General features: G+C 71.0%; 15 protein-coding genes. 6 read left to right on the top strand and 9 right to left on the bottom strand.

Going from position 1 to position 22,826, the window contains the following annotated elements:
- Positions 1-4 precede the first annotated feature (4 nt).
- Positions 5-808 (bottom strand): MlaE family ABC transporter permease, encoded by an 804-nt coding sequence (locus tag L324_RS18885; protein WP_037309862.1) that lies wholly within the window; start codon positions 806-808, stop codon positions 5-7.
- Between the two features lie 2 nt (positions 809-810).
- Positions 811-1,587, bottom strand: a complete 777-nt coding sequence (locus tag L324_RS18880; RefSeq protein ID WP_037309859.1) for a hypothetical protein — start codon at positions 1,585-1,587, stop codon at positions 811-813.
- 331 nt (positions 1,588-1,918) lie between these two features.
- On the opposite strand from L324_RS18880, the gene L324_RS18875 reads away from it, so the two are divergent.
- Entirely contained in the window at positions 1,919-2,863 is a 945-nt protein-coding gene (locus tag L324_RS18875; RefSeq protein WP_037309856.1) for an ATP-binding cassette domain-containing protein, read from the top strand.
- Positions 2,860-3,711, top strand: coding sequence for an ABC transporter permease (locus L324_RS18870; RefSeq protein ID WP_037309853.1), 852 nt, complete (start codon positions 2,860-2,862; stop codon positions 3,709-3,711). The genes L324_RS18875 and L324_RS18870 overlap by 4 nt, the downstream gene beginning before the upstream one ends.
- Before the next feature lie 142 nt (positions 3,712-3,853).
- On the opposite strand, the gene L324_RS18865 is transcribed toward L324_RS18870, so the two are convergent.
- Genes L324_RS18865 through L324_RS18845 form a run of 5 tightly spaced genes read right to left on the bottom strand, consistent with a single transcriptional unit; the run spans position 3,854 to position 16,515 of the window.
- On the bottom strand, positions 3,854-4,999 hold the full coding sequence (locus L324_RS18865) for a glycosyltransferase (RefSeq protein WP_037309850.1): 1,146 nt from the start codon (positions 4,997-4,999) through the stop codon (positions 3,854-3,856).
- A complete protein-coding gene (locus L324_RS18860; protein ID WP_037309848.1) occupies positions 4,996-5,781 on the bottom strand; it encodes an alpha/beta fold hydrolase in 786 nt (261 codons plus the stop codon). Before L324_RS18860 ends, L324_RS18865 begins: the two co-directional genes overlap by 4 nt.
- A 4-nt stretch (positions 5,782-5,785) precedes the next feature.
- A complete protein-coding gene (locus tag L324_RS18855) occupies positions 5,786-6,085 on the bottom strand; it encodes a phosphopantetheine-binding protein (protein WP_037309845.1) in 300 nt (99 codons plus the stop codon).
- Between the two features lie 15 nt (positions 6,086-6,100).
- Entirely contained in the window at positions 6,101-10,156 is a 4,056-nt protein-coding gene (locus tag L324_RS18850) for a beta-ketoacyl synthase N-terminal-like domain-containing protein (protein WP_037309842.1), read from the bottom strand.
- Positions 10,157-10,164: 8 nt separating this feature from the next.
- A complete protein-coding gene (locus L324_RS18845; protein ID WP_037309839.1) occupies positions 10,165-16,515 on the bottom strand; it encodes a type I polyketide synthase in 6,351 nt (2,116 codons plus the stop codon).
- 301 nt (positions 16,516-16,816) lie between these two features.
- On the opposite strand from L324_RS18845, the gene L324_RS18840 reads away from it, so the two are divergent.
- Together L324_RS18840 and L324_RS18835 are read left to right on the top strand one after the other, a co-directional pair.
- A complete protein-coding gene (locus L324_RS18840; protein ID WP_037309835.1) occupies positions 16,817-17,617 on the top strand; it encodes an SDR family oxidoreductase in 801 nt (266 codons plus the stop codon).
- A 2-nt stretch (positions 17,618-17,619) separates the two neighbouring features.
- The gene (locus tag L324_RS18835; RefSeq protein ID WP_037309833.1) at positions 17,620-18,591 is read left to right on the top strand and encodes an aldo/keto reductase; all 972 of its coding nucleotides are present in this window, start codon (positions 17,620-17,622) and stop codon (positions 18,589-18,591) included.
- A gap of 25 nt (positions 18,592-18,616) precedes the next feature.
- On the opposite strand, the gene L324_RS18830 is transcribed toward L324_RS18835, so the two are convergent.
- Positions 18,617-20,038, bottom strand: a complete 1,422-nt coding sequence (locus L324_RS18830; RefSeq protein ID WP_051173965.1) for an FAD-dependent monooxygenase — start codon at positions 20,036-20,038, stop codon at positions 18,617-18,619.
- A gap of 80 nt (positions 20,039-20,118) precedes the next feature.
- Between L324_RS18830 and L324_RS18825 the strand changes: the two genes are divergently transcribed.
- Positions 20,119-20,784: a TetR family transcriptional regulator gene (locus L324_RS18825; protein WP_037309830.1), complete on the top strand. Its 666-nt coding sequence runs from the start codon at positions 20,119-20,121 to the stop codon at positions 20,782-20,784.
- Here the strand turns inward: L324_RS18825 and L324_RS18820 are convergent.
- Positions 20,738-21,367 (bottom strand): TetR/AcrR family transcriptional regulator, encoded by a 630-nt coding sequence (locus tag L324_RS18820; protein ID WP_152546909.1) that lies wholly within the window; start codon positions 21,365-21,367, stop codon positions 20,738-20,740. The two genes, L324_RS18825 and L324_RS18820, sit on opposite strands and share 47 nt — an antisense overlap.
- 115 nt (positions 21,368-21,482) lie before the next feature.
- On the opposite strand from L324_RS18820, the gene L324_RS18815 reads away from it, so the two are divergent.
- The gene (locus L324_RS18815; RefSeq protein WP_037309827.1) at positions 21,483-22,682 is read left to right on the top strand and encodes an oxygenase MpaB family protein; all 1,200 of its coding nucleotides are present in this window, start codon (positions 21,483-21,485) and stop codon (positions 22,680-22,682) included.
- The last annotated feature ends 144 nt before the right edge of the window (positions 22,683-22,826 follow it).

Genomic DNA, 22,826 nt, shown 5'->3' with positions numbered 1-22,826 from the left:
GGGATCAGGTTCCCTTCGCCGGGACGAGCTGCAGGTACAGCGCGGTCAGGATGGTGTTGACGAAGAACAGGAGCAGGAACGTGATCACCACCGACTGGTTGACGACGTCGCCGACGCCTTTCGGGCCGCCCCGGGGATTGAGGCCCCGGTACGACGCGACGACACCCGCGAGGAAACCGAAGATGAACGCCTTGATCGAGCTGACGACGAGGTCGGGCAGCTGCGCCAGCGCGTTGAAGCTCGCGAGATACGCGCCCGGCGTCCCGCCCTGCACGATGACGTTGAAGAAATAGCCGCCGAGCACGCCGACGACACTGACCAAACCGTTGAGCAGCACCGAAACGCCGATGGCGGCCTGTACCCGCGGGACGATCAGCCGGTGGATCGGCGAGACGCCGAGCACCTCCATCGCGTCGATCTCCTCACGGATGGAGCGGGCACCGAGGTCCGCGCAGATCGCCGAACCCCCGGCGCCCGCGATGATCAGCGTCGTCACGATCGGGCTGGCCTGCTGCACGACGGCGAGAACGCTGGCGGCGCCGTTGAACTGCTGCGCGCCGATCTGGCTCGTGAGGGAACCGAGCTGCAGGGAGATGACCGCACCGAACGGGATCGACACGAGGATCGCCGGCGTGATCGACACACTGGCGATGAACCAGAACTGCTGGATGAACTCACGGATCTGCACCGGACGGCGGAACATCGCGAGGACGACGTCGATCCCCATGGCGCACATCCGGCCGAACTCGCGCAGCGCGGCGGCGGCCTTCTCCGGCGCGCGGGCGAGCAGGGCGACGGGATTGGTCATCGTCAGGCTCCGCATCCGTTGGGGGGCGGCCCATCGCCGGTACAGCGCAGCTTCAGGTGGGTGACCAGTGTGTTGCCCGGCCCGGACACCAGACCGGTGAGCAGCGGGCTCAGGTCCTCACGGCCACCGCAACCGGCGAAACCGGGGGTGGGGAAGGTGGTGGTGACCTTCACCGGCGGGGCGGGGAACGCGAGCGGCACCAGCGCTTTGATGTTCACCACGACCGATTGCGCTGTCCGGCAGTTCGGGCCGACGTCGAGGACCTTGCCGTCCACTTTGACGTTGGAAAGCTTGATGAACATCTTGTTCGTGACGTCGGAATCCGCGCAGAGGTTGGTGCCGACCGCCTTGCAGCCGGTGGTGGCGCCGGTCTTCACCTCGACGGTGCCGGTGGCGTCGCCGTCCGGGATCAGTTCCACGTCACCGGTGGCGGGCATGAAGCGGAAGGACACGAAATAGCTCGACGTCGGCGGGATGGCGAGTTTGCCGGCGATCGGCACCCTGCCGACGAAGCCGAGGATCTTGCCGTCGAACAGCCCCTGCGGGAACGTGATGTCCGAGCCGAGTTTCGCGACCCGGCTCGTCGTGGGCTGCTGCTCGTCGCCGACGTAGAAACCGAACTTCAGTCCGGCTTGCGCGGCGGCGGGCGGCTGTGCGGGTTCGGCTTGCCGCGTTCGCGCGGGATCGGCGGCGGAGGCGGAAGCCAGCGAAAGCGCCCCCAGCCCCAGCACCGCCGGGAGTAGGAAGGCGCGCAGAACGCGCCCGGTCAGCACTGACATTCGGGCTTCCTCACTTCGACTTCCCCGGCCGAACGGCCAACTTGTGCAGCACGCTACTGGCGGAAGATCGGGGAAACAAGCAAGCGCAGGCGGCCTGAGGAAAACCGGACGGCTTTTGTAAAGGGGGTAACTGTTTTGGCTTTGGTCTCGTGAGTGGTAATGACGGTTCTAACCGTCATTACCACTCACGAGACCGGTTGCGGGCACTTTTGTGACGCGCGTGCGAAGAAGGGAGCGCGGAATTGTGACGGGCACCCGGAGTCCGTTTTGTTCATTGCGGCGACGCCGAATTCCTCGGTAGTTTCGGCGGACAAGATCCCAGGGAGTGGCGATGGAGCAGGCTGCCATCGAGGTGACCGGCCTCGCCAAGCACTACGGTGAGGTGACGGCCCTCGCCGGTGTCGGTCTTCGCGTCGGCAGGGGCACCGTACTCGCGGTGCTCGGGCACAACGGCGCCGGGAAGACGACACTGATCGACATCCTCAGCACCCGTGTCAAACCGAGCGCCGGCAGCGCCAAGGTCTGCGGTTTCGACGTCGTCCGCGCCGGGCACCACGTCCGGCGGCGGATCGGGGTCACCGGCCAGTTCGCCGCCGTCGACGACGCGCTGTCCGGTCGCGGCAACCTCGAACTCGTCGCCCGGCTGCTGGGCGCGAACCGGCGTCAGGCCAAGGCCCGCGCGGCCGAACTGCTCGCCATGTTCGGCCTCGACGACGCGGCGGACCGCCCCGCGCGGACGTACTCCGGCGGGATGCGGCGGCGGCTCGACCTGGCCGCGGGACTCGTCGGCTCCCCCGACGTCCTCTTCCTGGACGAACCCACCACCGGCCTCGACCCGGTCAGCCGCGCGGGTCTCTGGGACGGCGTCGAGCGGCTCGCCGCCAGGGGCACCACCGTCGTGCTCACCACGCAGTATCTCGAGGAGGCCGACCGGCTGGCCGATCACGTCATCGTGCTGGGACTGGGGCATGTCACGGTTTCCGGGCGGCCGTCCGAACTGAAGGCGCGCCTCGGGGAACGGACCGCGACCCTGACCTTCGGCACCGACCTCGCCGCCCGCCGCGCGCTGGCCGCGCTGCACAGACTCGGCATGCGCTGCACGACGTCGGCGGCCGGGCTGGTGGTCGGCGTCGCCCTGTCCGGGCCCGCCGACATCACCGTGCTGGTCCGCGCCCTCGACGCGGCGGGCGCGCCGATGAAGGACCTCACCGTCGCCGAGCCCACGCTCGACGACGTCTACCTTTCCCTGCACCGGAATCCGGCGGTCCCGTCATGACCGAGGCACGGCACCGCGCACCCTCACCGGTGGTACTGACCGATCCGGCCGCCTGGCCGCCGAGCACGTTCGCCACCCAGGTCCGCGTCCTCGCCGGCCGCTCGCTGAAGACCGCGTTCGGTGACCGGCGGCTGGTGTTTTTCGGCCTGCTGCAACCGATCGTGCTGCTCCTGCTGTTCAGCCAGGTCTTCAACGGCGTCAGCACCCTGCCCGGCGTCGCGGCCTATCAGGGTTACGTGAACTTCCTCGTCCCCGCCACGCTGGTGAACATCGCGATGACCACGGCGATGAGCTCGGGCGCCGGACTGCTCGCGGAGATCTACAGTGGCTTCACCGGACGTCTGCGGTGCCTGCCCATCAGCCTGTCGTCGGTACTGGTGGCCCGCACGATCTCCGACTCCGCCCGGCTCGCGGTGCAGTTGATCGTGACGGCGCTCGCGAGCGTGGTCCTGCTCGGTTTCCGGCCGACCGGCGGTGTTTTCGGGGTCACCGCGGCACTTCTGCTCACCCTGCTCGTCGGCTGGTGCCTGAGCTGGATCTTCGTCGCGATCACGACCTGGCTGCGCAAGGCCGAAACGCTGCAGATGGCGTCCTTCGTGGTCATGTTCCCGCTGATGTTCTCCTCCAGCGCCTACATGCCGCTCGACACCATGCCCACCTGGCTTCGGGTGGTCTCGGCGATCAACCCGCTGACCTACGCGATCGACGCGACGAGGGCGCTCGCGCTGGGACGTCCGTCGGGCTGGTCGATCCCGGTGTCACTCGGGATCGCTGCGGCGGCCGCGCTGGCCGGCGGCTGGATCGCGGCGCGGACGTTCCGGTCGCCACGGGAGGCCGCGCCGAGGTGATGCGACCTGGCTGGGTGGGGAACTTCCGTCCAGGGGGCTGAAGGGGCCCTTCACCGCATCGCATGCGGCGAAGGGCGCTTTCCCTGCATGAGATGCGGGGAAAGCGCCCTTCAGCTCCGCCACGCACCCCCACCACACCCACTCAGCGAACTCCCGACTGAAGCAGCGACTCCAGGTGGTCCGCGGCGGCCCCCACTCCCCCGGCGGCCGCGAACGAGGCCCGCACCCGTGCGGCCGCCGCGGCGTAGGCGGGTTCGGTCAGCACCTCCGTGATGGTGCGGCGGATGTCCGGCGCCTTGACGCGGTCGAAGCGCAGCCGCAGTCCGGCACCGGCGGCCTCGACCTGCTGGGCCAGCATCGACTGGTCGTCCCGGATCGGCGCGATCACCAGCGGCAGGCCGGACGCGAGGGTCTCGCTGACGGTGTTGTGCCCACCGTGGCAGATCACCGCCGCCGCCTGGCGTACCACTTCCGCCTGCGGGATCCGCTTGGCCAGCAGCACTTCGTCGCTGAGCAGTTCACCGGTGGGATCGACGACCAGGCCCTGGACCTCGGGCATCCCGGCGAGGGCGTCGACGCATTCGGACAGGAAGCGGCGGCCGAGGGCGGCGTTGGCGGTACCGAGGGTGGCGAGGACGAGCGGACGGCCGTCGAGCCTGTCCCATGAGAAACCGATCGGGGGCGCCGGGGCCAGCGCCGGGCCGACGAACCGGACCGCGCTCGGGCCGGTGATCGGTCCGGTCAGCGTGACGGTGGTGAACGCGAGCACCAGCTCAGGCGAAAAGCGCAGGTCACCGCAGGATACGTGGTGCCGGGCGCGGAGATCGTCCTGCAGTCCGTCGACCCAGGCGGCGATCTTCGGCAGCGCGCCCAGTGGGTCGGCGAGTTCGGTGGACGTCGACGCGGAGGTCACCCACGGGACGGCCCGGCGGCTCGCCACCAGGGCGCCCGCGAAGGCCTGCTGGTCGGCGAGGACGACGTCGGGGCGGAAGTCGTCCACCGCCTTCTCGACACCGGGGACCATCGCGTCGGCGAGCGGGACCAGGTACCGCTCCCAGAGGAACTTCAGCGCCGCGAACCCTCTCAGCCCCTCGGGACGGCGCTCGACGGCGAATTCCAGCGCGTCGCCCGCCGCGTGGACGCGGCCCGCCCTGGTCAGCTCCGAAGTCGTGGGTTCCGGGCCGCACCAGGCGACGTCGTGGCCGCGGCGCAGGAGTTCGGCGGCCACCGCGCGCAGCGGTGCCACATGCCCGGTGAGCGGCGGCACGACCAGGAGGAACCGGCTCATCCGCGCGGCCTCCCGTGCCGGGCGATCCAGTTCAGCAGCAGCTCCCGCACCTCCCGGTGCTGCTCGACGAGCACCGAATGCCCCTGCCCCTCGAACACGTGCAACTCGCCGCGGGGCAGCAACGACGTCAGCGCGGTGAGATCGTCGGCCTGATAGCCGTGACTGCCCAAAATGGACAGCACCGGGCAGTCGATCGCGGCCACCTGGTCCATGGTCAGCAACGGGCCGAGCGGGACCTCCTCGGCCATCGTCGTCGACATGATCCGTTCGGCGGCCATCCTGGCGAGCCGCCGGTGATGCGCGCTGTAGTTGGCCTCGATCCAGTCGAAACTCTCCTCGACCTTCAGGAATCGCACGGTGTGCTCGAGGATCTGCGCCATCTTGCCCGCCCACAGCTCGGTGGCGGGCTCGGACTCGATGCAGACGATGCTGCGCACCCGCTCCGGTTTCGCGACCGCGTAGCTGTAGGCGAGGGTGCCGCCGAAACTGTTGCCCACCAGGTGAACCGGCCGGTCGAGGCCGAGCTGGGACAGCAGGTCGTCGAGATCGGCGATGAAGTCCGCGATCGTGTAGCCGCGTTCGGGGCGTTCGGTCTTGCCGTGCCCTCGCAGGTCGTAGCTGATCACGTCCACCCCGGCGGCGGCGACCGGCGGGGCCAGCGTGAGGTAGAAACTCGCCAGGCTGTCGGTGCCCATACCGTGCAGGAACACCACCGTCTCCGTGCCTCCACCGGGCACGAGATGCACGTTCGTGCGCAGCCCGTTGACGGTCATCGTCGGCATCGCTTCAGCCCCGTTCACCGAGGCGGGCGGCCACGTAATCGGCGATGTCGCCGACCCGCAGTTCGATCACGTCGTCGAGATCCTTCTCCGCCAGGAACTCCGCGAGGTTGACGTCCGCGCCGAAGAACTCGGCGAGGATGCTCGCGAAGGTCACCAGATCGATGCTCTCCAGCTGGAGATCCTCGTGGAAGGTGGTCTCCGGCGTGATCTCGATGCCGAGGACGTCGGTGTCCCCCACCAGTTCCCTCAGCAATTCGGCCACCGTGCCGAAGACCGACGCCGGGCTCTGCTGTTCGATCGTCATGCCCTACTCCTGTTCTTACCCGCGGTTCCAGGCCACCACATGCCCGGGTATCCCGGCGAACTCCACCCCGGCGCCGATCTCCTCACCCAGCCCGGCCAGGTCACCTTCGGCCCGGACCGCGATCCGGGGCGGTGGCGCCGTCGCTTCCCGGACGAGGGCGACCGCGAGGTCCCCGGTCTTCGCGAGGGCGACGGCGACGGCGAACTCCGGCAGCGTCCGGCCGTACTGTCCGGTCACCCTGGTCCCGTCGGCGCTCACGCGGATCTCCGCCGGGTAAACCCCTTCGACGCCGTTCTCGGCGAGCCGGGCCCGGACCGCGTCCTTGATCGCGATCCGTTCCAGCAGCCAGCCACGCTGCCGCCGGGGCGCGCAGGCGGCGTACTCGGCACGTTCCTCCGCGCCGAGGTGGACGCCGGCGTAGATGTCGCGCGCGGCCGGGCTCGGCCACCGGTCGGTCACCACCGTCCAGGCACCGTGGTGGTCCTCGGAAAGCCGGTGCCGGTCGGGGAAGGCGTAGACCCGGTGGGCGGCCCGGTCGCAGGGGAAACGGATGTCCCGCCACTGTTCGATCCGCGCCAGCACGGTGCCGTCGCGCACCAGTTCGGCGTCCATCTCCAGTACCTCCGGCCGCGGCAGCCGGACCCGGACCACGCACCGCAGCGTGGTACCCGGCGCCGGTTCGGGGCCGTACCAGGTGATCCGGCCCATCGACGTCGGGAACGCCAGCAGCGCGTCCGCCTTGGTGGCCATCAGCCAGCACCCCAGCAGCTGCCCGACGTTGTCCAGCAGCGCCCCGGGGGCCGACGGTACGACGAGATCGCCGCGGATATGCCGTTCCCCGAGCCCGATCAACCGGGAAAGCCCCTGGTACGAGGGGCCGTGGAACATCTCCCGGCGTGAGTAGATCTCGGCGGCGCTCAGCGGGGGCGCGGTTTCCGGGCCCGGCAAGGGGGACGGCCGGGGTGCGGTGGGATATCGCGCGGCCAGCTGGACGTCCATACTGGCGTGCGGTCCGATCTGGACACTGATCCGGTCGCCCTCGCGGGTCATCGAAAGAGGCACTTGCCGAGCCGGCGCGGCGATCAGCCAGCGCGAGAACGCCGCGTTGCTCACCCCGGTCGCGATCGTCCCCGGCCAGGCGCGTTCCGCCGCCCGGCAGGCCATGTCGATCAGCGTCGTCGCGGGGACGGTGGGGCGGAAGTCCGCCTCTTCCGGCCATCCGTCGCGCTGGCGGAAGAACCGGTGGTCGATCAGGTACGGCATCGAATCGAGCGACACGTCCACAGTGGACTCAACGGTGGTCCGCTCTTCCCGTCGCTTCGCCGCGTCGACCACGCTCGCCGCGGCCTGCCTGGTCTCGGCGAGGAGCGCGGTGAACTCCGCGACGATCGCCTCCGGAACGCCGTCGGCCAGTTCCGGAACGCCGCCGGGGACGTCGAACATGCCCTTGACGTCGTCGGCGACCGAGAGCAGCGTCCCCGCGGTGTCGATCCGGGTCCGGCGCGGCTCCAGCACGTCGAACGCGGGCCGCCCGCCTTCCACCCAGACCGCGGTGGCGACCCGGAGCAGCTGCGCGAGACCCGGCCGGGTGCCCGATGACGCGGCGATGACCAGATGCGGCCGTTCGCCGAGGGTGTCCGAAACGAACGAGCCGACCTGACCGGCGCCCGCCTGCACGAACACGCGGGCGCCGTCGGCGTGGAGCGCGTCGACGAGTTCCCGGAACCGGACCCTGCGCACCAGATGGGCCAGGTACAGCTCGCGGACCGCCACCGGATCCGCGGGATACGGCGCGGCGGTGGTCGCCGACCAGACCGGGATCCGCGGCGCCTTCAGGTCCAGTTCCGCCGCGAGGCGGGTGAACGGGCCGAGCCGGGAACGCATCAAGGGGGTGTGGAACCCGGATCGGAACGGCAGTGTCCTGGCGACGACGCCGTGCTGCGTGCACAGCCTGGCGAGCCGGGCCGCGGCCGCCGGATCACCGCAGACGATCGTCTGCCGCGGCGCGTTCTCGTGGGAGATCATCAGTTCCGGTTCGGCGGCGAGCAACGCGGCCGCCCGCTCCGCGGAACAGCCGAGTACCAGGAACTCGGCGTCGGGCAGGGTGAAACCGTGCGGCCAGTACCGGCTCAGCATGTCCTCTGTGGACAGTCCGGGGTACATCCCGGCGGCCTGCATCGCGGTCCACTCGCCGACGCTGTGCCCGGCGAGCAGGTCCGGCCTGATCGCGAGCCGCCGCAACGCGGTGTCGAGCAGCAGTCCGACCTGGGAGACGCTCGACGCGCGTGACAGCACGCTGGTCGTCGACCACTCCGGTCGCTCCAGCCCGAAATGCCGGGCGACGTCGGCGCAGCGTGGTTCCGCGTCCGCCTCCAGACCCGGGTAGACGAACACGGTCTTCGCGCCGTCCTGCTCCAGCAACGGCGCCGTAGTGCACCAGATGTCGTTGGGCCCATGCCAGGACCTGCCCTCGGCCGCGACCTTCGCGAGCACCCTCCGCGCGACTTCCAGCCGCTTCCCGGTCGGCGCGACGATCCCGATGCGGCACGGGCCCCGCCCGCCGGATTCCGGGTCGGGGCGGTCGAGCAGGGCCCGCAGTTCGTCCGGGGTGGCCGCCGCGAGCCGCAGCACCCGCTCGGGTTCCGCGGTCACCTTGGCCCGGCGGGGCCGGGCGGGCGCCGGATCGGCCTCCTCCAGCACCACATGCGCGTTGACGCCACCGAAGCCGAAGGCGTTGACCGCCGCCCGGCGTGGCACGTCACCGGCGAGCCACCGCTCGGCCGCGGTCAAGGTCCGGAACCGGGTCTTGTCCAGCAGCGGACTCGGGTCCGCACAGTTCAGCGTCGGCGGCAGCACGGCGTGGTGCAGGGCGAGCGCCGCCTTGATCAGCCCGGCGGCCCCGGCGGTCGGCATGGTGTGCCCGATCATCGCCTTGACCGCGCCGATCGCGGCGCGAGCTCCATCCGGCGGGCCGAACACCTCGGCGAGGGTGGCCAGTTCGGCCGCGTCCCCGGCGGGCGTCGCGGTCCCGTGCGCCTCCAGCAGGCCGAGCGCGCCGGGTGCGGTGGGGTCGAGGCCCGCCGACGCCCACGCCCGGCGCAGCGCCAGGGTCTGGCCCGCCACGGCCGGGCTGAGCAGGCTCGCGCCCTTGCCGTCGCTCGAAGTCCCCGACCCGCGCAGGATCGCGTAGACCCGGTCGCCGTCACGGCGTGCGTCGTAGAACCGTTTCAGCACCACGATCGCGGTGCCCTCACCGATCAGCAGACCGTCCGCGTCCCGGGAGAACGGGCTGATCCGCTGGCTCGGCGAAAGGGCGCCGAGCTGGGTGAACATCGACCAGAGCGTGTCGTCGTGGCAGTGGTGCACCCCGCCGGCCAGCACGACGTCGCAGCGTCGCCGGGCGAGTTCGCCGATCGCCTGGTCCACGGCCAGCAGCGAGGACGCGCAGGCGGCGTCCACCGTGTACGCGGGGCCACCGAAGTCCAGCCGGTTGGCCACCCGCGACGCGGCGAGGTTCGGCACCAGCCCGATCGCGGTGTCCGGCCGGAACTCGCCCAGCGGCTCCAGCAACGCGTTCCGCAGCCGGTCGAGCAGCTCCGGCCGTGCCGACGGGAGCAGTTCGCTCACCGCGCCGGTGATCTGGCGGACCGACCGGACCCGCTGGTCGAAGCGCTGCAGGCCGGGCGAGAGGTAACCGCCCCGGCCGAGGATGACGCCCACGCGTTCGAGGTCGCCCAGCCGTCGCAGGCCACCGGCGTCGTCGACGGCGGAAGCGGCGACGGCCAGCGCGACCAGCTGGTCGGGTTCCATCCCGGCGAGCGAACTTGGCGCGATGCCGAGTGCCGTCGCGTCGAAGTCCAGGCTGTCGGCGACGAAGCCCCCGCGCCGCCCGTAGGTGCGGTCGGGGGTGCGGCCATCCCCGTCATGGAAACTCGGATCCCAGCGATGCGGCGGGATCTCGGTGATCGCGTCGGTACCGGACACGATGTTCTGCCAGTACTCGTCCACAGTGGACGCGCCGGGGAGGAAGACCCCCATGCCGACGATCGCGACCGGTTCCTGGTTCGTCATGGCCTGGTTCACCACAGTGAAGCCGTGTACAGCACCGAGCGGACGTCGGACGGCCCGTAGGCCAGCTCACGCAGCAGGGCGGCGGTGCCTTCGTCCGGGTCGATCAGCCCGACCTCGCGGCGTTCGTACTCGCGAGCCAGTTCCGGGGACACCATGCCGGCGTGGTCGTCCGAGGGGGCCCAGGGTCCCCAGTGGACGGTCAGCACCCGGCAGCCGGTGCGATCCGCCCACTGCTCTCCGAGGGTCTCCAGCGCGTCGTTCGCCGCCGCGTAGTCGGTTTGGCCCCGGTTGCCGAGCACCGCGGCGATGCTGCCGAAGAAGGTGACGAACCCGGGCCGTACCCCGAAATGCTCCAGCGCGTCGAGCAATGCCCGCGCACCGTCCACTTTGGTCCCGTAGACGGTACGGAAGGAGTGCTCGTCCTTGTCCGCCATGAGCTTGTCGTCGATCACCCCGGCCGCGTGGACGACGCCGTCGATCCGGCCGTAGCGGGTGTGCAGATCCTTGACCAGCTGCCGGACGGCGGTACCGTCGCGGACGTCGAGCGACCGGTAGGCCGCGGTACCACCGGCGGCGCCGATCTGATCGAGGGTCCTGGCGATCTCGCGCTGGGCCAGCACGGTGCGCACCCGGCGTTCGATCTCCGCCAGCGAACCGCCGCGCGCGGCCAGGGCCGAACGCATCCCCTGCGCGTCGGCGGGCAGGTCCTCGTCGCCGGGTTCGGCGGGCCACGGCGTGCGCCCGGCCAGTTCGATCCGGCAGCCACTCGCCGCCAGCGCGACCGCCGCCCGCGCGGTGATCCCGCGGGCCCCGCCGATCAGCAGCAGCACCGAATCCGCGCCGAGCCCGAGCGCCTTGGTCTCGCCGCCGCCGGGGCCCGCACCGGCGTACGCGATCGAGCCGAGGGAGCCGGCCGACGGCTCGAAGGCGGCGCGACCGGCGGTGTCGTATCGCACGGCGGCCGGACCCTCGGCGATCACCTCTTCCAGCACTATCCGTGCGAGGTCCACTGTGGACTCCAGTTCGACCAGTCTGGTCGGCTCGGTGCGTTCCCTGGCCGCGGCGCGGACCAGGCCACGCAGCCCGGCGGTGTGCCCGGCTCCCGGGCCGGCCACCACGACCACCGCTCCCCTGGCGTCCTTGAGCAGCCCGAAGACCTGCGCCGCGACCGGTTCCTCGGCCTCGGACAACGGGTTCAGCACGAGCAGGACGTCCGCGTCGTCCAACGCTCCCGGCAGCGCGCCCGCCTCGGCGAACACCGCGCGGACCGACTCGGCCAGCTCCTCCTGGCCGGGTTCGAAGCTCACCGCGATCGTCTTGCCGCCCACCTTGGTGAGATCGGGGGTGCCGAGCGGGGCGGCGACCCGGCTGAGCAGGTACCGGCCGGGCGCGCGGCCCGCCGGGGACTCCTCGGGCGCCGGTGTCGCGGCGACCGGCGCCGCGGGCTCCAGCCATTTCCGCAGCCGCGCGGCCAGCGCGCTCGCCGTCCTGTCGCGGCTGAGCTGATCCTGGGCGTCGTCGTGCACCCGTCCGGAGAGGCCGAGCTTCGCCAGCAGCGAGCCCGCGATTTCGGTGCGTTTGATGGAGTCGATGGAAAGATCCGCTTCGAGGTCGAGATCGGCGTCGATCATCTCGGCCGGATAGCCGGTGCGTTCGCTGATCGCGCCGATCACGGTGGCAAGGACGTCCGTGACCGGGGCCTCGGCGACGGGCTCCGGGTCGGCGGCGGGCGCGGCCACGACCGGTTCCTCGACCGGCGGCAGCCGTACCGGGTCCACTGCGGCCACCGGGGCCGCGACCGGCGCCACGGGAAGCGGCGCGGTGCCGAGGTACCCCAGCATCACGTCCCGCTGCGCCGCCAGCATCTCGCGGCTGGTGCGGAGGAATTCGACGACGGCCTGGTCACGACCGGGCGCGGGCTGGTTCATGGTCGTCCTCGGGATTCGTCGGGCGGGCACGAGCCCATGGGCGGGGACCTCGCCGCCGGGGGCGCGGACGGTCTGGCCGTCCACGGTCCAGGCGGGAGCGGGAGGCGGGCCGACGCGGACGCGGCCGCGGAAAAGCCGTTCGGTGCGCACGTCGACACCGGTGAGCGCCAGCCGCGCGAGTGCGGTGAGGAACCCCCGCAGACCGGGTCCGCCGGGGTCGCAGGCGATCACGGTATGCGGCCGGTCGCCGAGGATCTCCTTGGCCAGCCGGGAAAGCACCTGCCCCGGGCCCGCCTCGACGAACGTGCGCGCGCCCGCGGCGTACATGTCCTCGATCAGCTCGACGAACCGCACCGGTGACCCGATCTGCGCGGCCAGTCCGGCACGTACCTCCCCGGGCGCGTACGGCCGTGCGGTGCGGTTCGACCACACCGGCGGGCCGGGGTCGCCGATCTCGGCGTTGTCGAGATCGACGGCGAACACGTCGCTCGCCCCGGCCACCAGCGGACTGTGGAAGGCACACGCGACCGGGATCCGCTTGGCGGCGATCCCCCGTTCCCGCAGCTCCCGGACGGCGTCTTCGACGGCCGCGGTCGGTCCGGAAAGGACGGTCTGCTCGGGCGCGTTGTGGTTGGCCAGAACGACGTCGGGCCGATCGAGGGTGGCGGCGATCTCCTCACGGGACGCCTTCACCGCGGCCATCGCCCCGGGGTCGGCACCCGCGACTTCGGCGATCGAGCGGGCCCTGGCGCGGCTGAGCGCCACCAGGGTCGGGGTGTCGAAGGCGCCGGCGACCGACAACGCGGTCAGTTCCCCGTAGCTGTGCCCGGCCAGCAGATCCGGCCGGACACCGAGGTCGGCGAGCAGGCGGCAGACGGCCGATTCGACGAGCCCGAGCGCGGGCTGGGCGACACGCGTGTCCTTGAGCGCCTCGTCCTGTCCCGCACGGGCCTCCTCACCGAAGGCACGCGGCGGGAACGTCTTCGCGGCGACCTCCGGCGCGAGCCGCAGGACGTCGGCCAGCTCCGGGAAGTGCACGAACAGCTCCGCCAGCATGCCGGTCCGCTGGCTGCCCTGTCCGGGGAACAGGAACGCGACGGCACCCGGTTCCGTGTCCTCCGCGGTGAGCCCGCCGCGGTTCTCGGCGGCCTCACGCAGCTCCGCGAGGTCGCTCGCGACGACCGCGAGCCGCACCGGCCCGGAGCCGCCCCGCTCGGCGGCGAGCGCGGCGATCTCTCGCAGCGGACGACCATCGCTGCCCGACAGCAGATCGCGCAGCACGGCCCTCGCACCGTCCACATCGGACCCTCGCAGCAGGAACAGCTCGGCGTCCCAGTCCCGCGGCCCGTGGCGCCGGTCAGGCGGGACACCCGGGGCCGCCAGCACCGCGTGGAAATTGGTCCCGCCGAACCCGAACGCGCTCACCCCGGCGAACCCGCGCCCGTGCGGAATCGGCGACGGCCGGGCACCGGTGGAGAAGGTGAAGGGACTGCGCCCGGCGTCCCAGGCGGGGTTCGGCCTGCTCAGATGCAGGGTGGGCGGCACGATCTCGTGCCACAGCGCCAGCGCCGCCTTCATCAGGCCCGCCAGTCCCGCGGCGCATTTCGTGTGCCCGATCTGGCTCTTCACCGAACCCAGCGCGCAGCCGCCCGGCTCGGCGCCCGCGTCGAGGAAGAACTCGGTGAGCGTGGTCAGTTCGGTGGCGTCGCCGACGACCGTGCCGGTGCCGTGCGCCTCCACCAGCGAGACGTCCGCCGGAGAGACGCCCGCGTCGCGGTAGGCCCGTTCGAGCGCGCGCCGCTGCCCCTCCGGCCGGGGCGCGGTGAGACCGAGCGCCTTGCCGTCGCTCGCCGCGCCGACCCCCTTGACCACGGCGTAGACCCGGTCGCCGTCGCGTTCGGCGTCGGCACGCCGCTTGAGCACGAGGCACGCGACGCCCTCGCCGAGCGCGATCCCGTCCGCCGCCGCGTCGAACGGACGGCACCGTCCGGTCGGCGACAGCGCGCCCGCGGAGGTGAACATGAGGTAGTCGTTGATGCCGTTGTGCAGATCGACCGCGCCGCACAGGACCATCCCGCTGGTGCCCGCCCGCAGTTCCTTGACCGCGAGGTCCAGCGCCGCCAGCGACGATCCGCACGCGGCGTCCACGGTGTAGTTGGCGCCGCCGAGGTCGAGCCGGTTGGCGATCCGGCCGGAGATGACGTTGGCGAGCGTGCCGGGGAACGAGTCTTCGGTCAGTTCCGGCAGCTGCGCGAGCAGCTCTTCCGGGACGTCTTCGAGATAGCTGGGCAGCAGCGCGCGCAGGACACCGGCGTTGGCCAGGTCTCCCCCGGCTTCGGCGCCGAAGATGACGCTGGTGCGCTCGCGGTCGAAGCCGCCGTCGCCGTAGCCCGCGTCTTCGAGAGCGCGCCGCGCCGTCTGCAGCGACACGAGCTGGGCCGGGTCGATGCTGCCCATCGACTTGGGCGGGATGCCGTACGCGAGCGGGTCGAAGTCCACCGCGGGCAGGAAGCCACCCCATTTCGACGTCGACTCGTCGGCGTAGACCGCCTTGTCCCAGCGCTGATCCGGCACCTCGGTGACGGCGTCCGCGCCGTGCAGGATGTTGGACCAGAAGGCCGGGAGGTCCGGCGCTCCGGGGAAGACGCACGCCATGCCGACGATGGCGATGTCACCGTCCACAGAGGACTCGATGGCTTCGGGCGCCGCGCGGGCGGCGAGCAGTTCCGCCGCGCCGTCGGTGACTTCCCGGTGCAGGGCGGCGATATCGGTGCGCTGTTCCCGCAGGACCGTGACCTGGCCCGCCATGTACATGCCTTCGGCCAGCTGACCGAGGGTGTCGACCTCGACCAGGGCGTCGCCGTCACGCCGGATCCCCTTGCTGGCGATCCGCAACCGTCCGGTGTTCAGCTCCTCCAGCCGTTGCCAGGCCTCCTGCGGTGGGACGCCGTCCGCGCGGAGCCCGGCCTTGAGCGCGGCGAACTCGTCGGTGTACGGGCTGGGCAGGCACCGGGTGAGATGGCCGGGCGCGGTCTCCAGGGTGACCGTGGACCCGGCGCCGAGCACGCGGTCCTGGAAGACCCCCGTGATGGCGCCGTGCGTGACGGCCTCCTCGGTGAACAGGTACGCGGTGCCCATCAGGACGCCGGTTCCGCCGCCTTTCAGCGGCTCCGCCATCGCGGCGACCATCGCGGCGGACCGGGCGTCGTGGATCCCGCCCGCGAACAGCACCTCGACGTCGTCGGCGCCGTGTTCGCGCAGGACGTCCAACTGCTGTTCCCAGAGCACGAAACTCGACCGCGGGCCGATGTGCCCACCGCATTCGGCGCCTTCGAAGACGAACCGGCGGACCCCGGCGTCGAGGAACTGCCGCAGGAGGATCGGCGAGGGTACATGCAGGAACGTCGCGATCCCGTCGGCTTCCAGCGCCTTGGCCTGCGCGGGTTTCCCGCCCGCGATCAGCACGCAGCGCGGGCGGGCGGCGCGGACCGCGGCGAGCTGTTCGGCGCGCAGTGCCTCCGGGACGAAGCCGAGGATGCCCGCGCCCCAGGGCCGGTCACCGAGCGCTTCGGCGGTGCGGCCGAGCAGTTCGGTGGTCTTGGCGCCGTTCGCGGTGGCCACCGCGACGAACGGGAAGCCGTCGTGCGCGGCGACCGCGGCGGCGAAGCCGGGCTGATCGCTCACCCGCGTCATCGGCCCCTGCACCACCGGGAGACCGGTCCCCAGGGTGCGGCACAGGCGCGCGCCCTGGTCCGCGGGGTGCGCCGAGGGAGGCACGGCGAGGGACCGCACGATCGATCGGACAGCGCTTTCCGCGTCCTCGAAGCGGTTCTTGAACAGGTTCGCGAGTCCGTCGTCGGCCCTGGCCAGTTCGATCCCGGCCACGGCGGGCACATCGGCCTCCGGGAACAGGCCGAGCCCGTCGAGCACCACCCCGGCGGCGCCTCCGGCGATCGCGGCCACCGCGGTCCGCGGTCCGATGCCGCCGTACGCCCACACGGGGACGTCGTCGCCGAACCGCTCCAGCAACCGTTGCAGGAGAACGAACGTGGTGAGGTCCGAGCCGCCCGCTTCGGCGCCCCTGGCCACCAGACCGGAGGCGCCGGCGCCGAGCATCCGGACGGCCTGCTCGACGCCGGTCACCTCGGCCAGTACGGGAGCCTCGACCCTGCCCTGGCAGACCGCGCCTTCGGACAGCAGGACGAGCCCCGCGCCACTCTCCCGCACCTCTTCCGGCCGCACCCGGCCGTCTGCCGGGATCCGGATCCCGAACGGGAACCCTTTGTCCACTGTGGACCCGATGGACCCGGCGGAACCGATGTCCAGGAGGCCGAGCCCGCCGCCCCTGGCGACGGCGGCCGCCAGCCCGGGATCCGGCCGTCCGAGCGGGTTGACGCCGAGTACCCGCGTGCGCGCCGTCGCATGCTTCACCGGCGGACCTCCTGTTCGGCTGGGCTGGTCGAACCTCGCCGGGTTCGGTGATCCTCAGCGGGATTCCCAAGAAATAACCTACTTGCCGCAGAGAGCGCAATACTCCAGTGCGAAAACTCGGAAAACAAGGGAACGCATGCTAAAGTCCGGCGCCGGAAACAAATATGTCGACACGCTCAGAACAAGCCTCTGACCTGCACTTTTATCACCCCCATTCCAGATTTGGACGGGGCATTGCTCACCGGCATAACAAAACAGAAGAATTGTCATCGAAAGCAGTATCGATAACCATGGAGCGCATGTGGAAGTGATAGGACGAGTCGTCGTGCTGACCGGCGCGGCACACGGTATCGGCGCCGCCATGGCCCGGCGGTTCGCCGCCGAGGGCGCCGCCGGAGTGGTGGTCTCCGACCTCGATCTCGACGCGGCGGAGGAGGTCGTCGCCGGGATCACGGCCTCGGGTGGTGCCGCGATCGCGCGCCACGCCGACGCGTCGTCCAAAGAGGACTTGAAGATGCTGGTGACCGAAGCGCGTACGGCGTTCGGCCCGGTGGACCTGTTCTGCTCCAACGCCGGCGCCGCGTTCGGGACGGGTGTGCACGCCGCCGACGAGCAGTGGTCCCGGTCGTGGGCGATCAACGTCATGCAGCATGTGCACGCCGCCCAGGTCGCGCTCCCCGCGATGCTGAGCCGGGGGCACGGATATCTGCTGATCACGGCTTCGGGAGCGGGTCTGCTCGGCACCCCCGGCGACGCGCCGTACTCGGTGACCAAACACGCGGCCGTCGGGCTCGCCGAATGGCTGGCCATCACCTACCGGCCGCGCGGCGTGCGGGTCAGCGCGCTGTGCCCGCTCGGGGTGCGGACCGCGTTGCTGGAGCCGGGGATCGCGGCCGGGCACCCCGCCGCGCTCGCGATCGCCGCCGCGGCGCCGTTGCTGGAACCGGAGGACGTGGCGGAGTCCGTCGTGCACGGGCTGGCGTCGGAGGAGTTCCTGATCCTGCCGCACGAATCGGTGCGGGAGACCTACGCGCGTAAGGCGGCGGGGCTCGACGAGTGGATCGACCGCACCATCCTCGAAGCCGGCGCGAGGAAGAGGTGAGCATGGAATACCGCAGGCTCGGCGCGAGCGGGCTGTCCGTCAGCGAACTCTCCTACGGCAACTGGCTCACGCATCGCGACGGCGCGGAGTGCGTCCAGGCCGCGCTCGACGCGGGCATCACGACGTTCCACACCGCCGCGGCCTGGGACGGCGGCGACGCCGAAGTGAACCTCGCCGCCGCCCTGGCCTCCGCGCGCCGTGACGATCTCGTGCTGTGCACCGGGGTGTTCTGGCCGGAAGGCCCGGGGGTCAACGACGCCGGTCTCAGCCGCAAGCACCTGACGACGTCGCTGCACGGTTCGCTCCGGCGCCTGCGCACCGACTACGTCGACGTCTACCAGTTGCTGCGGTTCGACTACCGCACCCCGCTGGAGGAGACCTTCCTCGCGCTGTCGGATCTGGTGCGGCAAGGGAAGATCCTCTACGCGGGCACCGCGGAATGGACGGCCGAACAGTTGCTGGAGGCCAAGCCGATCGCCGACCGGCTCGGTGTCCCGCTCATCGCCAACCAGCCGCACTACTCGATGCTCTGGCGGGTCGCCGAGGCACAGGTGATGCCGGTGTGCGAACGCGCGGGCATCGGCCAGTTCGCCTCGGTGTCCCTCGCCCAGGGGGTGCTGACCGGCAAGTACCGGGCCGGCGAGATCCCCCCGGACTCGCGGGCCGCGAAGGCGGTCGAGGCCCGGCCGCTGCTCCTGCCGGATCTCCTCGACCGCGTCGGCATGCTGCGCGGCGTCGCCGACGAGGCCGGGCTGACCATGGCCCAGCTGGCGCTCGCGTGGACGCTCCAGCACAACACCGTCGCCTCGGTGGTGACCGGGGCGAGCAGCGCCGCGCAGGTGACCGAGAACGCGAAGGCGTCCGGGGTGGCGCTGGACCTCGACGTGCTGACCCAGATCGATCAGCTGCTGGGCAGCTTCGTCCAGACGGACCCTCGGCTGACCTGGTCGCCCGCCCTGCCTCGTGAGTGGTAATGACGGTTAGAACCGTCATTACCACTCACGAGACCCCAAGCCCTGCGAGAGCTTCGGCCAGCCCGGCGGTGTCACCGTCCGAGGTGGCCCACGCGACGTACCCGTCCGGCCTCGCCAGGAAGTCCGGGCCGGTGCGCGTCTCGATGGTCCGGATCCGGTCGTGGCCGTCCGCCGTCTTCCTGATCGCCTCGGAGCCGGTCACCAGCAGCGCGCGACCGTCCTCGGACACCAGCGGCACCGGGGCGAAGCGGCCGACCAGCGGGTGCTCGGCGTCCGGCGCGTAGTCGATTTCGGTCCCGTTCCCCATCGCGATGAAATGCCGCTTGGCCGCCGGGATCTCCAGTGTCTCCGCCAGCACCTCCCGGAGCGCGGCGACCTGCGGACCGGGACGCATCAGCGCGATCTGGGCACGCGTGTTGCGCAGCACGCGTGCCCCGACCGGATGCCGTTCGGTGGTGTAAGTGTCCAATAAGGACTCCGGTGCCGCGCCCCGCACCACCAGGCCCAGTTTCCAGCCGAGGTTCATCGCGTCCTGGAGGCCGAGGTTCAGTCCCTGCCCGCCGACCGGCGAATGCACATGGGCAGCGTCGCCCGCCAGGAGCACGCGCCCGCGCCGGTAGGTGGCGGCCTGCCGCGTGTTGTCGCTGAAGCGGATTCCACCGTCCAGCCTGGCGACTCGCACGTCGACCCCGCTGACGCGGCTGATGCTCGCCCGCATCTCCTCCAGCGTCAGTGGCGCGTCCCGGTCCCCCGGTCCGCCGTCGAACTCCATGGTGGCGATCTCACCCGGGATCAGGGACAGGTTCAGCATCCCGCCGGGACCGTGCATGGACGACTTCACCGCGCCGGGGTCGGCGAGTTCGGCCCGGGCGATCCGGCCGGTCATCGTCGCGCCCGTACCGGGGAACGCGATCCCCGACCGTTTCCGCACGACGCTGCGGCCGCCGTCGCAGCCCACCAGGTAGCCGGCTCGCTCGGACCGGCCGTCGGCGATCACAGCGCGGACCGACGACTCCTCTTGTACGACGTCGACGACCTCACTGCCCTGACGGACACGGACGCCGAGCCCCGTCGCCCACTCGGTGAGGATCCCTTCCAGCACATGCTGTTTGAGGATGAACCCACCGGCCGCACCCGGCGGGACCTCGTCCTCGACCAGCGGCAGACCGGCGAAGTGCCCCCTGGCACGGTTGCCTTTCATCTGGCGCGAGATTCCCCGGGCGACTTGGAACATCTCGGCCTGCGCCGCCGAGAACGCCTCGGTCAGTCCCCGCAGCCGCAGAGATTGCGAGGTGCGGCCGTTGAGCCCGCGCACTCCGTAACTCCGGTTCCGGCGAAGCGACCCGTCGGCCGCTTCCAGGACGAGCGGATCGGCCCCGGCCAGGCGGAGCTCGCCCGCCAGCAGCAGGCCGACCGGTCCGCCGCCCACGATGATCACGTCGTTCACGGCACCCCCGTATTTACAGTGTAAACGTACACCGTAAATATGATAGATACACCGTAAACCTGTCAAGCGGAGGACGTGAGATGACGCGGAGAGAGCCGTTGAACCGGGAGAAGGTTCTGGACGCGGCGCTCGCACTGGCAGCCGAGGAGGGCCTCAAGGGACTCTCGATGCGCAAGCTCGCCAAGACGCTCGGCGTCGAGGCGATGGCCCTGTACAACCACGTCCAGAACAAGACCGACATCCTCGACGGCATCGCGGAGCGCGTTTACAGCCGCATCGAGCGCGCGGATCCGGCGGCGCCGTGGCCGGAGCGGGTGCGGGTCACCGTGCTGAACATCTATCGCGTACTCGCCGAGCACCCGGTGGTGCCCATGGCCTTGGCCACCGACGAGGCCAATCCGAACTCGTTGCAGGCGTTGCTGCCGATCGACGATCTCGTCGGCGCGCTCTACGAAGCCGGCTTCGAGGGCGACGGGATCCGCGAGACGCTGGGCGCCCTGAACAGCCTTATCTTCGGCTCGTTGTTGCTCACGACCGTCGGCTTCACGACGGTACGCCGCGGTGAAGCCGAGCAGGAGCAGATGGACCCTTACCTCCGGCGGGTCGACCCTGCCGTCCTGCCCCACTTCAGCCGGGCACTGCCCTCGCTGGCGGCGGCCGATTCCGAGCGGGACTTCGCCAGGGCGCTGGATCTGCTGATCAGCGGTCTGGTCGCGGCCGCAGCATCGGGACGAGGAACCGCCTAGCCACCTCGCGGACCTGCTCGTCGTCGTCGAGATCGACGACCTGACTCGGCGTGATCAGGAACGAGGAACAGACCCGGGTCATCAGTTCGGCGACGAGTTCGACGTCGACGTCCTCCGAGACGTTGCCCGCGTGCTGCTCGCGGCGGAGCTGGCCCGCGACGAACCGCCGCACCGTAGCCAGCGTGCTCCCGCCGTCGCTGACCATCGACGGGACGAGCACGTCGGGCTCGACCGCCATGAGGCCGCCGATCAACGGGTTGTGCCGGATCGCCCGCAACGCGCTGGCGAAACCGAGCACGACGCGGTCCGCGGCGGTTTCGGCGTGCTGGATGTCGAGCAGGAACTGGTCGAAATAGCGCCGGAACTCGCGGCGGACGACCTGTTCGACCAAGGCGTCCTTGGTGGCGAACCGGCGATACGCGGTGATCCGGGAGACACCGGCGCGGCGGGCGACGTCCTCCATGGTGGACCGGCGGATCCCCATCCGGCAGAACTGTTCGTAGGCGGCGTCGAGTAGCCGAAGCGCGATCTCGTCGCCTTCCTCGGCGCGTTCGAGCGCGTCGGCGAGGGCGCGCTCCAGCAACGAATCCGGGTCTGGCGTCTTCGCGATGATTGTGCTCTCCTTGAGATACGCGGTTGCACTACTTGTATCACAGTACCAACCCGCAGGTCCGGGACTCAAGGAGGAGTACTGGCGCATGACCGAACTCAATCGACGCAAGATGCTGATCGTCAGTGGCGGAGCGACCCTCTTGGGGGCCATGGGGATGGCCCGGCCCGCCTGGGCGTGGAGTCCGAGCGGTTCGGTGGCCGGGACGGGGGCGGGCACCGATCCGAAATGGGTGTGGGACGCCGAGGCCGATCCGGTGGTCGCCGCGGTCCTCGACCGGGGACAGGTCGCGGCGGTCAACGAGGCGCTGCGGACCTGGACCAGGAACGACCAGCCGACGCCGTCCGGGTTACCGCCGGACCTGCGGGAGTTCGTCGAGCACGCGCGGCGGCTGCCATCGTGGGCCGATCAGTCCAAATTGGACCAGGCGGCCGATTTCATGAAGGTCAGCGGGCGGTTCGTCAACCTGCTGAACGGGCTCGGCGGCGGGATGCTGAGCACCGCCATCCCGAACGAGGCCAGGGCGGTCTACTACTCCAAGGGCGGCGCGGACATGAAGGACCGCGTCGCGAAGACGGCCAAACTCGGCTACGACGTCGGTTCGCTCAACGCCTACCGGCCAGACGGCCAGATGATCGTCTCGGCGGTGAAGACCCGGCTGGTGCACGCCGCCGTCCGGCATCTGCTGCCGCAGTCTCCCCACTGGCAGCAGGGAATCCCGATCAGCCAGAACGACATGCTGGTCACCTGGCACACCCTGCCGACCTACACCATGCGCAAGCTGACCGACTGGCGCGTCCGCGTCTCCGCCGCGCATTCCGCCGCCTACCTGCACAGCTGGCAGGTGACCGGCCATATGCTCGGGATCAGCGACGAGTACCTGCCCGCGACCTGGAACGCGGCCTACGCGCAGTCCGCGCAGGTGCTGGATCCGGCGATGGGACCGACGCGCGAAGGCGTCGAACTCACCGACATCCTCCTCGACATGCTCGCCGAGCAGACCAGCCCGGGCGGCGCCGACCGGCCGATGGTCAACGCGCTGGCGCGGTACATCGTCGGCGACCGGGTCTCCGAGTGGAACGGCATCCCGCGGGAGCCGGTCTGGGATCCGCTGATCGGCACCGCGTTCCCGGCGCTGGTGGCGTTCCACGAGAAGCTCATCCCGCTGCCGCTGGTGCCCCCGGTCGCCTGGGTGCTGGACGAGGCGATCCGGCAGTACATCCGGCTGTGGCTCTCGGAAGGCAGGCCGGTGAACATCGAGATCCCCGACATGAACCGGCCTTCCTGAGCCCCTCCCGTCCTCGTGACCGGCCGCATTTAGTCGACTAACTGCGACAAGCAAGGCCCCTCCCCACCTCGTGAGTGGTGCAATCCTGGGGTTCCGGGTCGCGGGGGCGTGGCTGAAGGGGCCTTACCCCTCATCTCACGCGGC

Origin of the sequence: Amycolatopsis orientalis DSM 40040 = KCTC 9412 (assembly GCF_000478275.1) — a bacterium.
Classification (GTDB): Bacteria; Actinomycetota; Actinomycetes; order Mycobacteriales; family Pseudonocardiaceae; genus Amycolatopsis; species Amycolatopsis orientalis.
Note: the sequence above shows the minus strand (reverse complement) of the source record. Positions and strands in the feature narration are given on the sequence as shown.

What these genes read in the sequence shown, in the direction of transcription:
- L324_RS18885 (WP_037309862.1), bottom strand. Translation starts at nt 808, where the DNA reads ATGACCAATCCCGTCGCCCTGCTCGCCCGCGCGCCGGAGAAGGCCGCC.
- L324_RS18880 (WP_037309859.1), bottom strand. Translation starts at nt 1,587, where the DNA reads ATGTCAGTGCTGACCGGGCGCGTTCTGCGCGCCTTCCTACTCCCGGCG.
- L324_RS18875 (WP_037309856.1), top strand. Translation starts at nt 1,919, where the DNA reads ATGGAGCAGGCTGCCATCGAGGTGACCGGCCTCGCCAAGCACTACGGT.
- L324_RS18870 (WP_037309853.1), top strand. Translation starts at nt 2,860, where the DNA reads ATGACCGAGGCACGGCACCGCGCACCCTCACCGGTGGTACTGACCGAT.
- L324_RS18865 (WP_037309850.1), bottom strand. Translation starts at nt 4,999, where the DNA reads ATGAGCCGGTTCCTCCTGGTCGTGCCGCCGCTCACCGGGCATGTGGCA.
- L324_RS18860 (WP_037309848.1), bottom strand. Translation starts at nt 5,781, where the DNA reads ATGCCGACGATGACCGTCAACGGGCTGCGCACGAACGTGCATCTCGTG.
- L324_RS18855 (WP_037309845.1), bottom strand. Translation starts at nt 6,085, where the DNA reads ATGACGATCGAACAGCAGAGCCCGGCGTCGGTCTTCGGCACGGTGGCC.
- L324_RS18850 (WP_037309842.1), bottom strand. Translation starts at nt 10,156, where the DNA reads ATGACGAACCAGGAACCGGTCGCGATCGTCGGCATGGGGGTCTTCCTC.
- L324_RS18835 (WP_037309833.1), top strand. Translation starts at nt 17,620, where the DNA reads ATGGAATACCGCAGGCTCGGCGCGAGCGGGCTGTCCGTCAGCGAACTC.
- L324_RS18825 (WP_037309830.1), top strand. Translation starts at nt 20,119, where the DNA reads ATGACGCGGAGAGAGCCGTTGAACCGGGAGAAGGTTCTGGACGCGGCG.
- L324_RS18815 (WP_037309827.1), top strand. Translation starts at nt 21,483, where the DNA reads ATGACCGAACTCAATCGACGCAAGATGCTGATCGTCAGTGGCGGAGCG.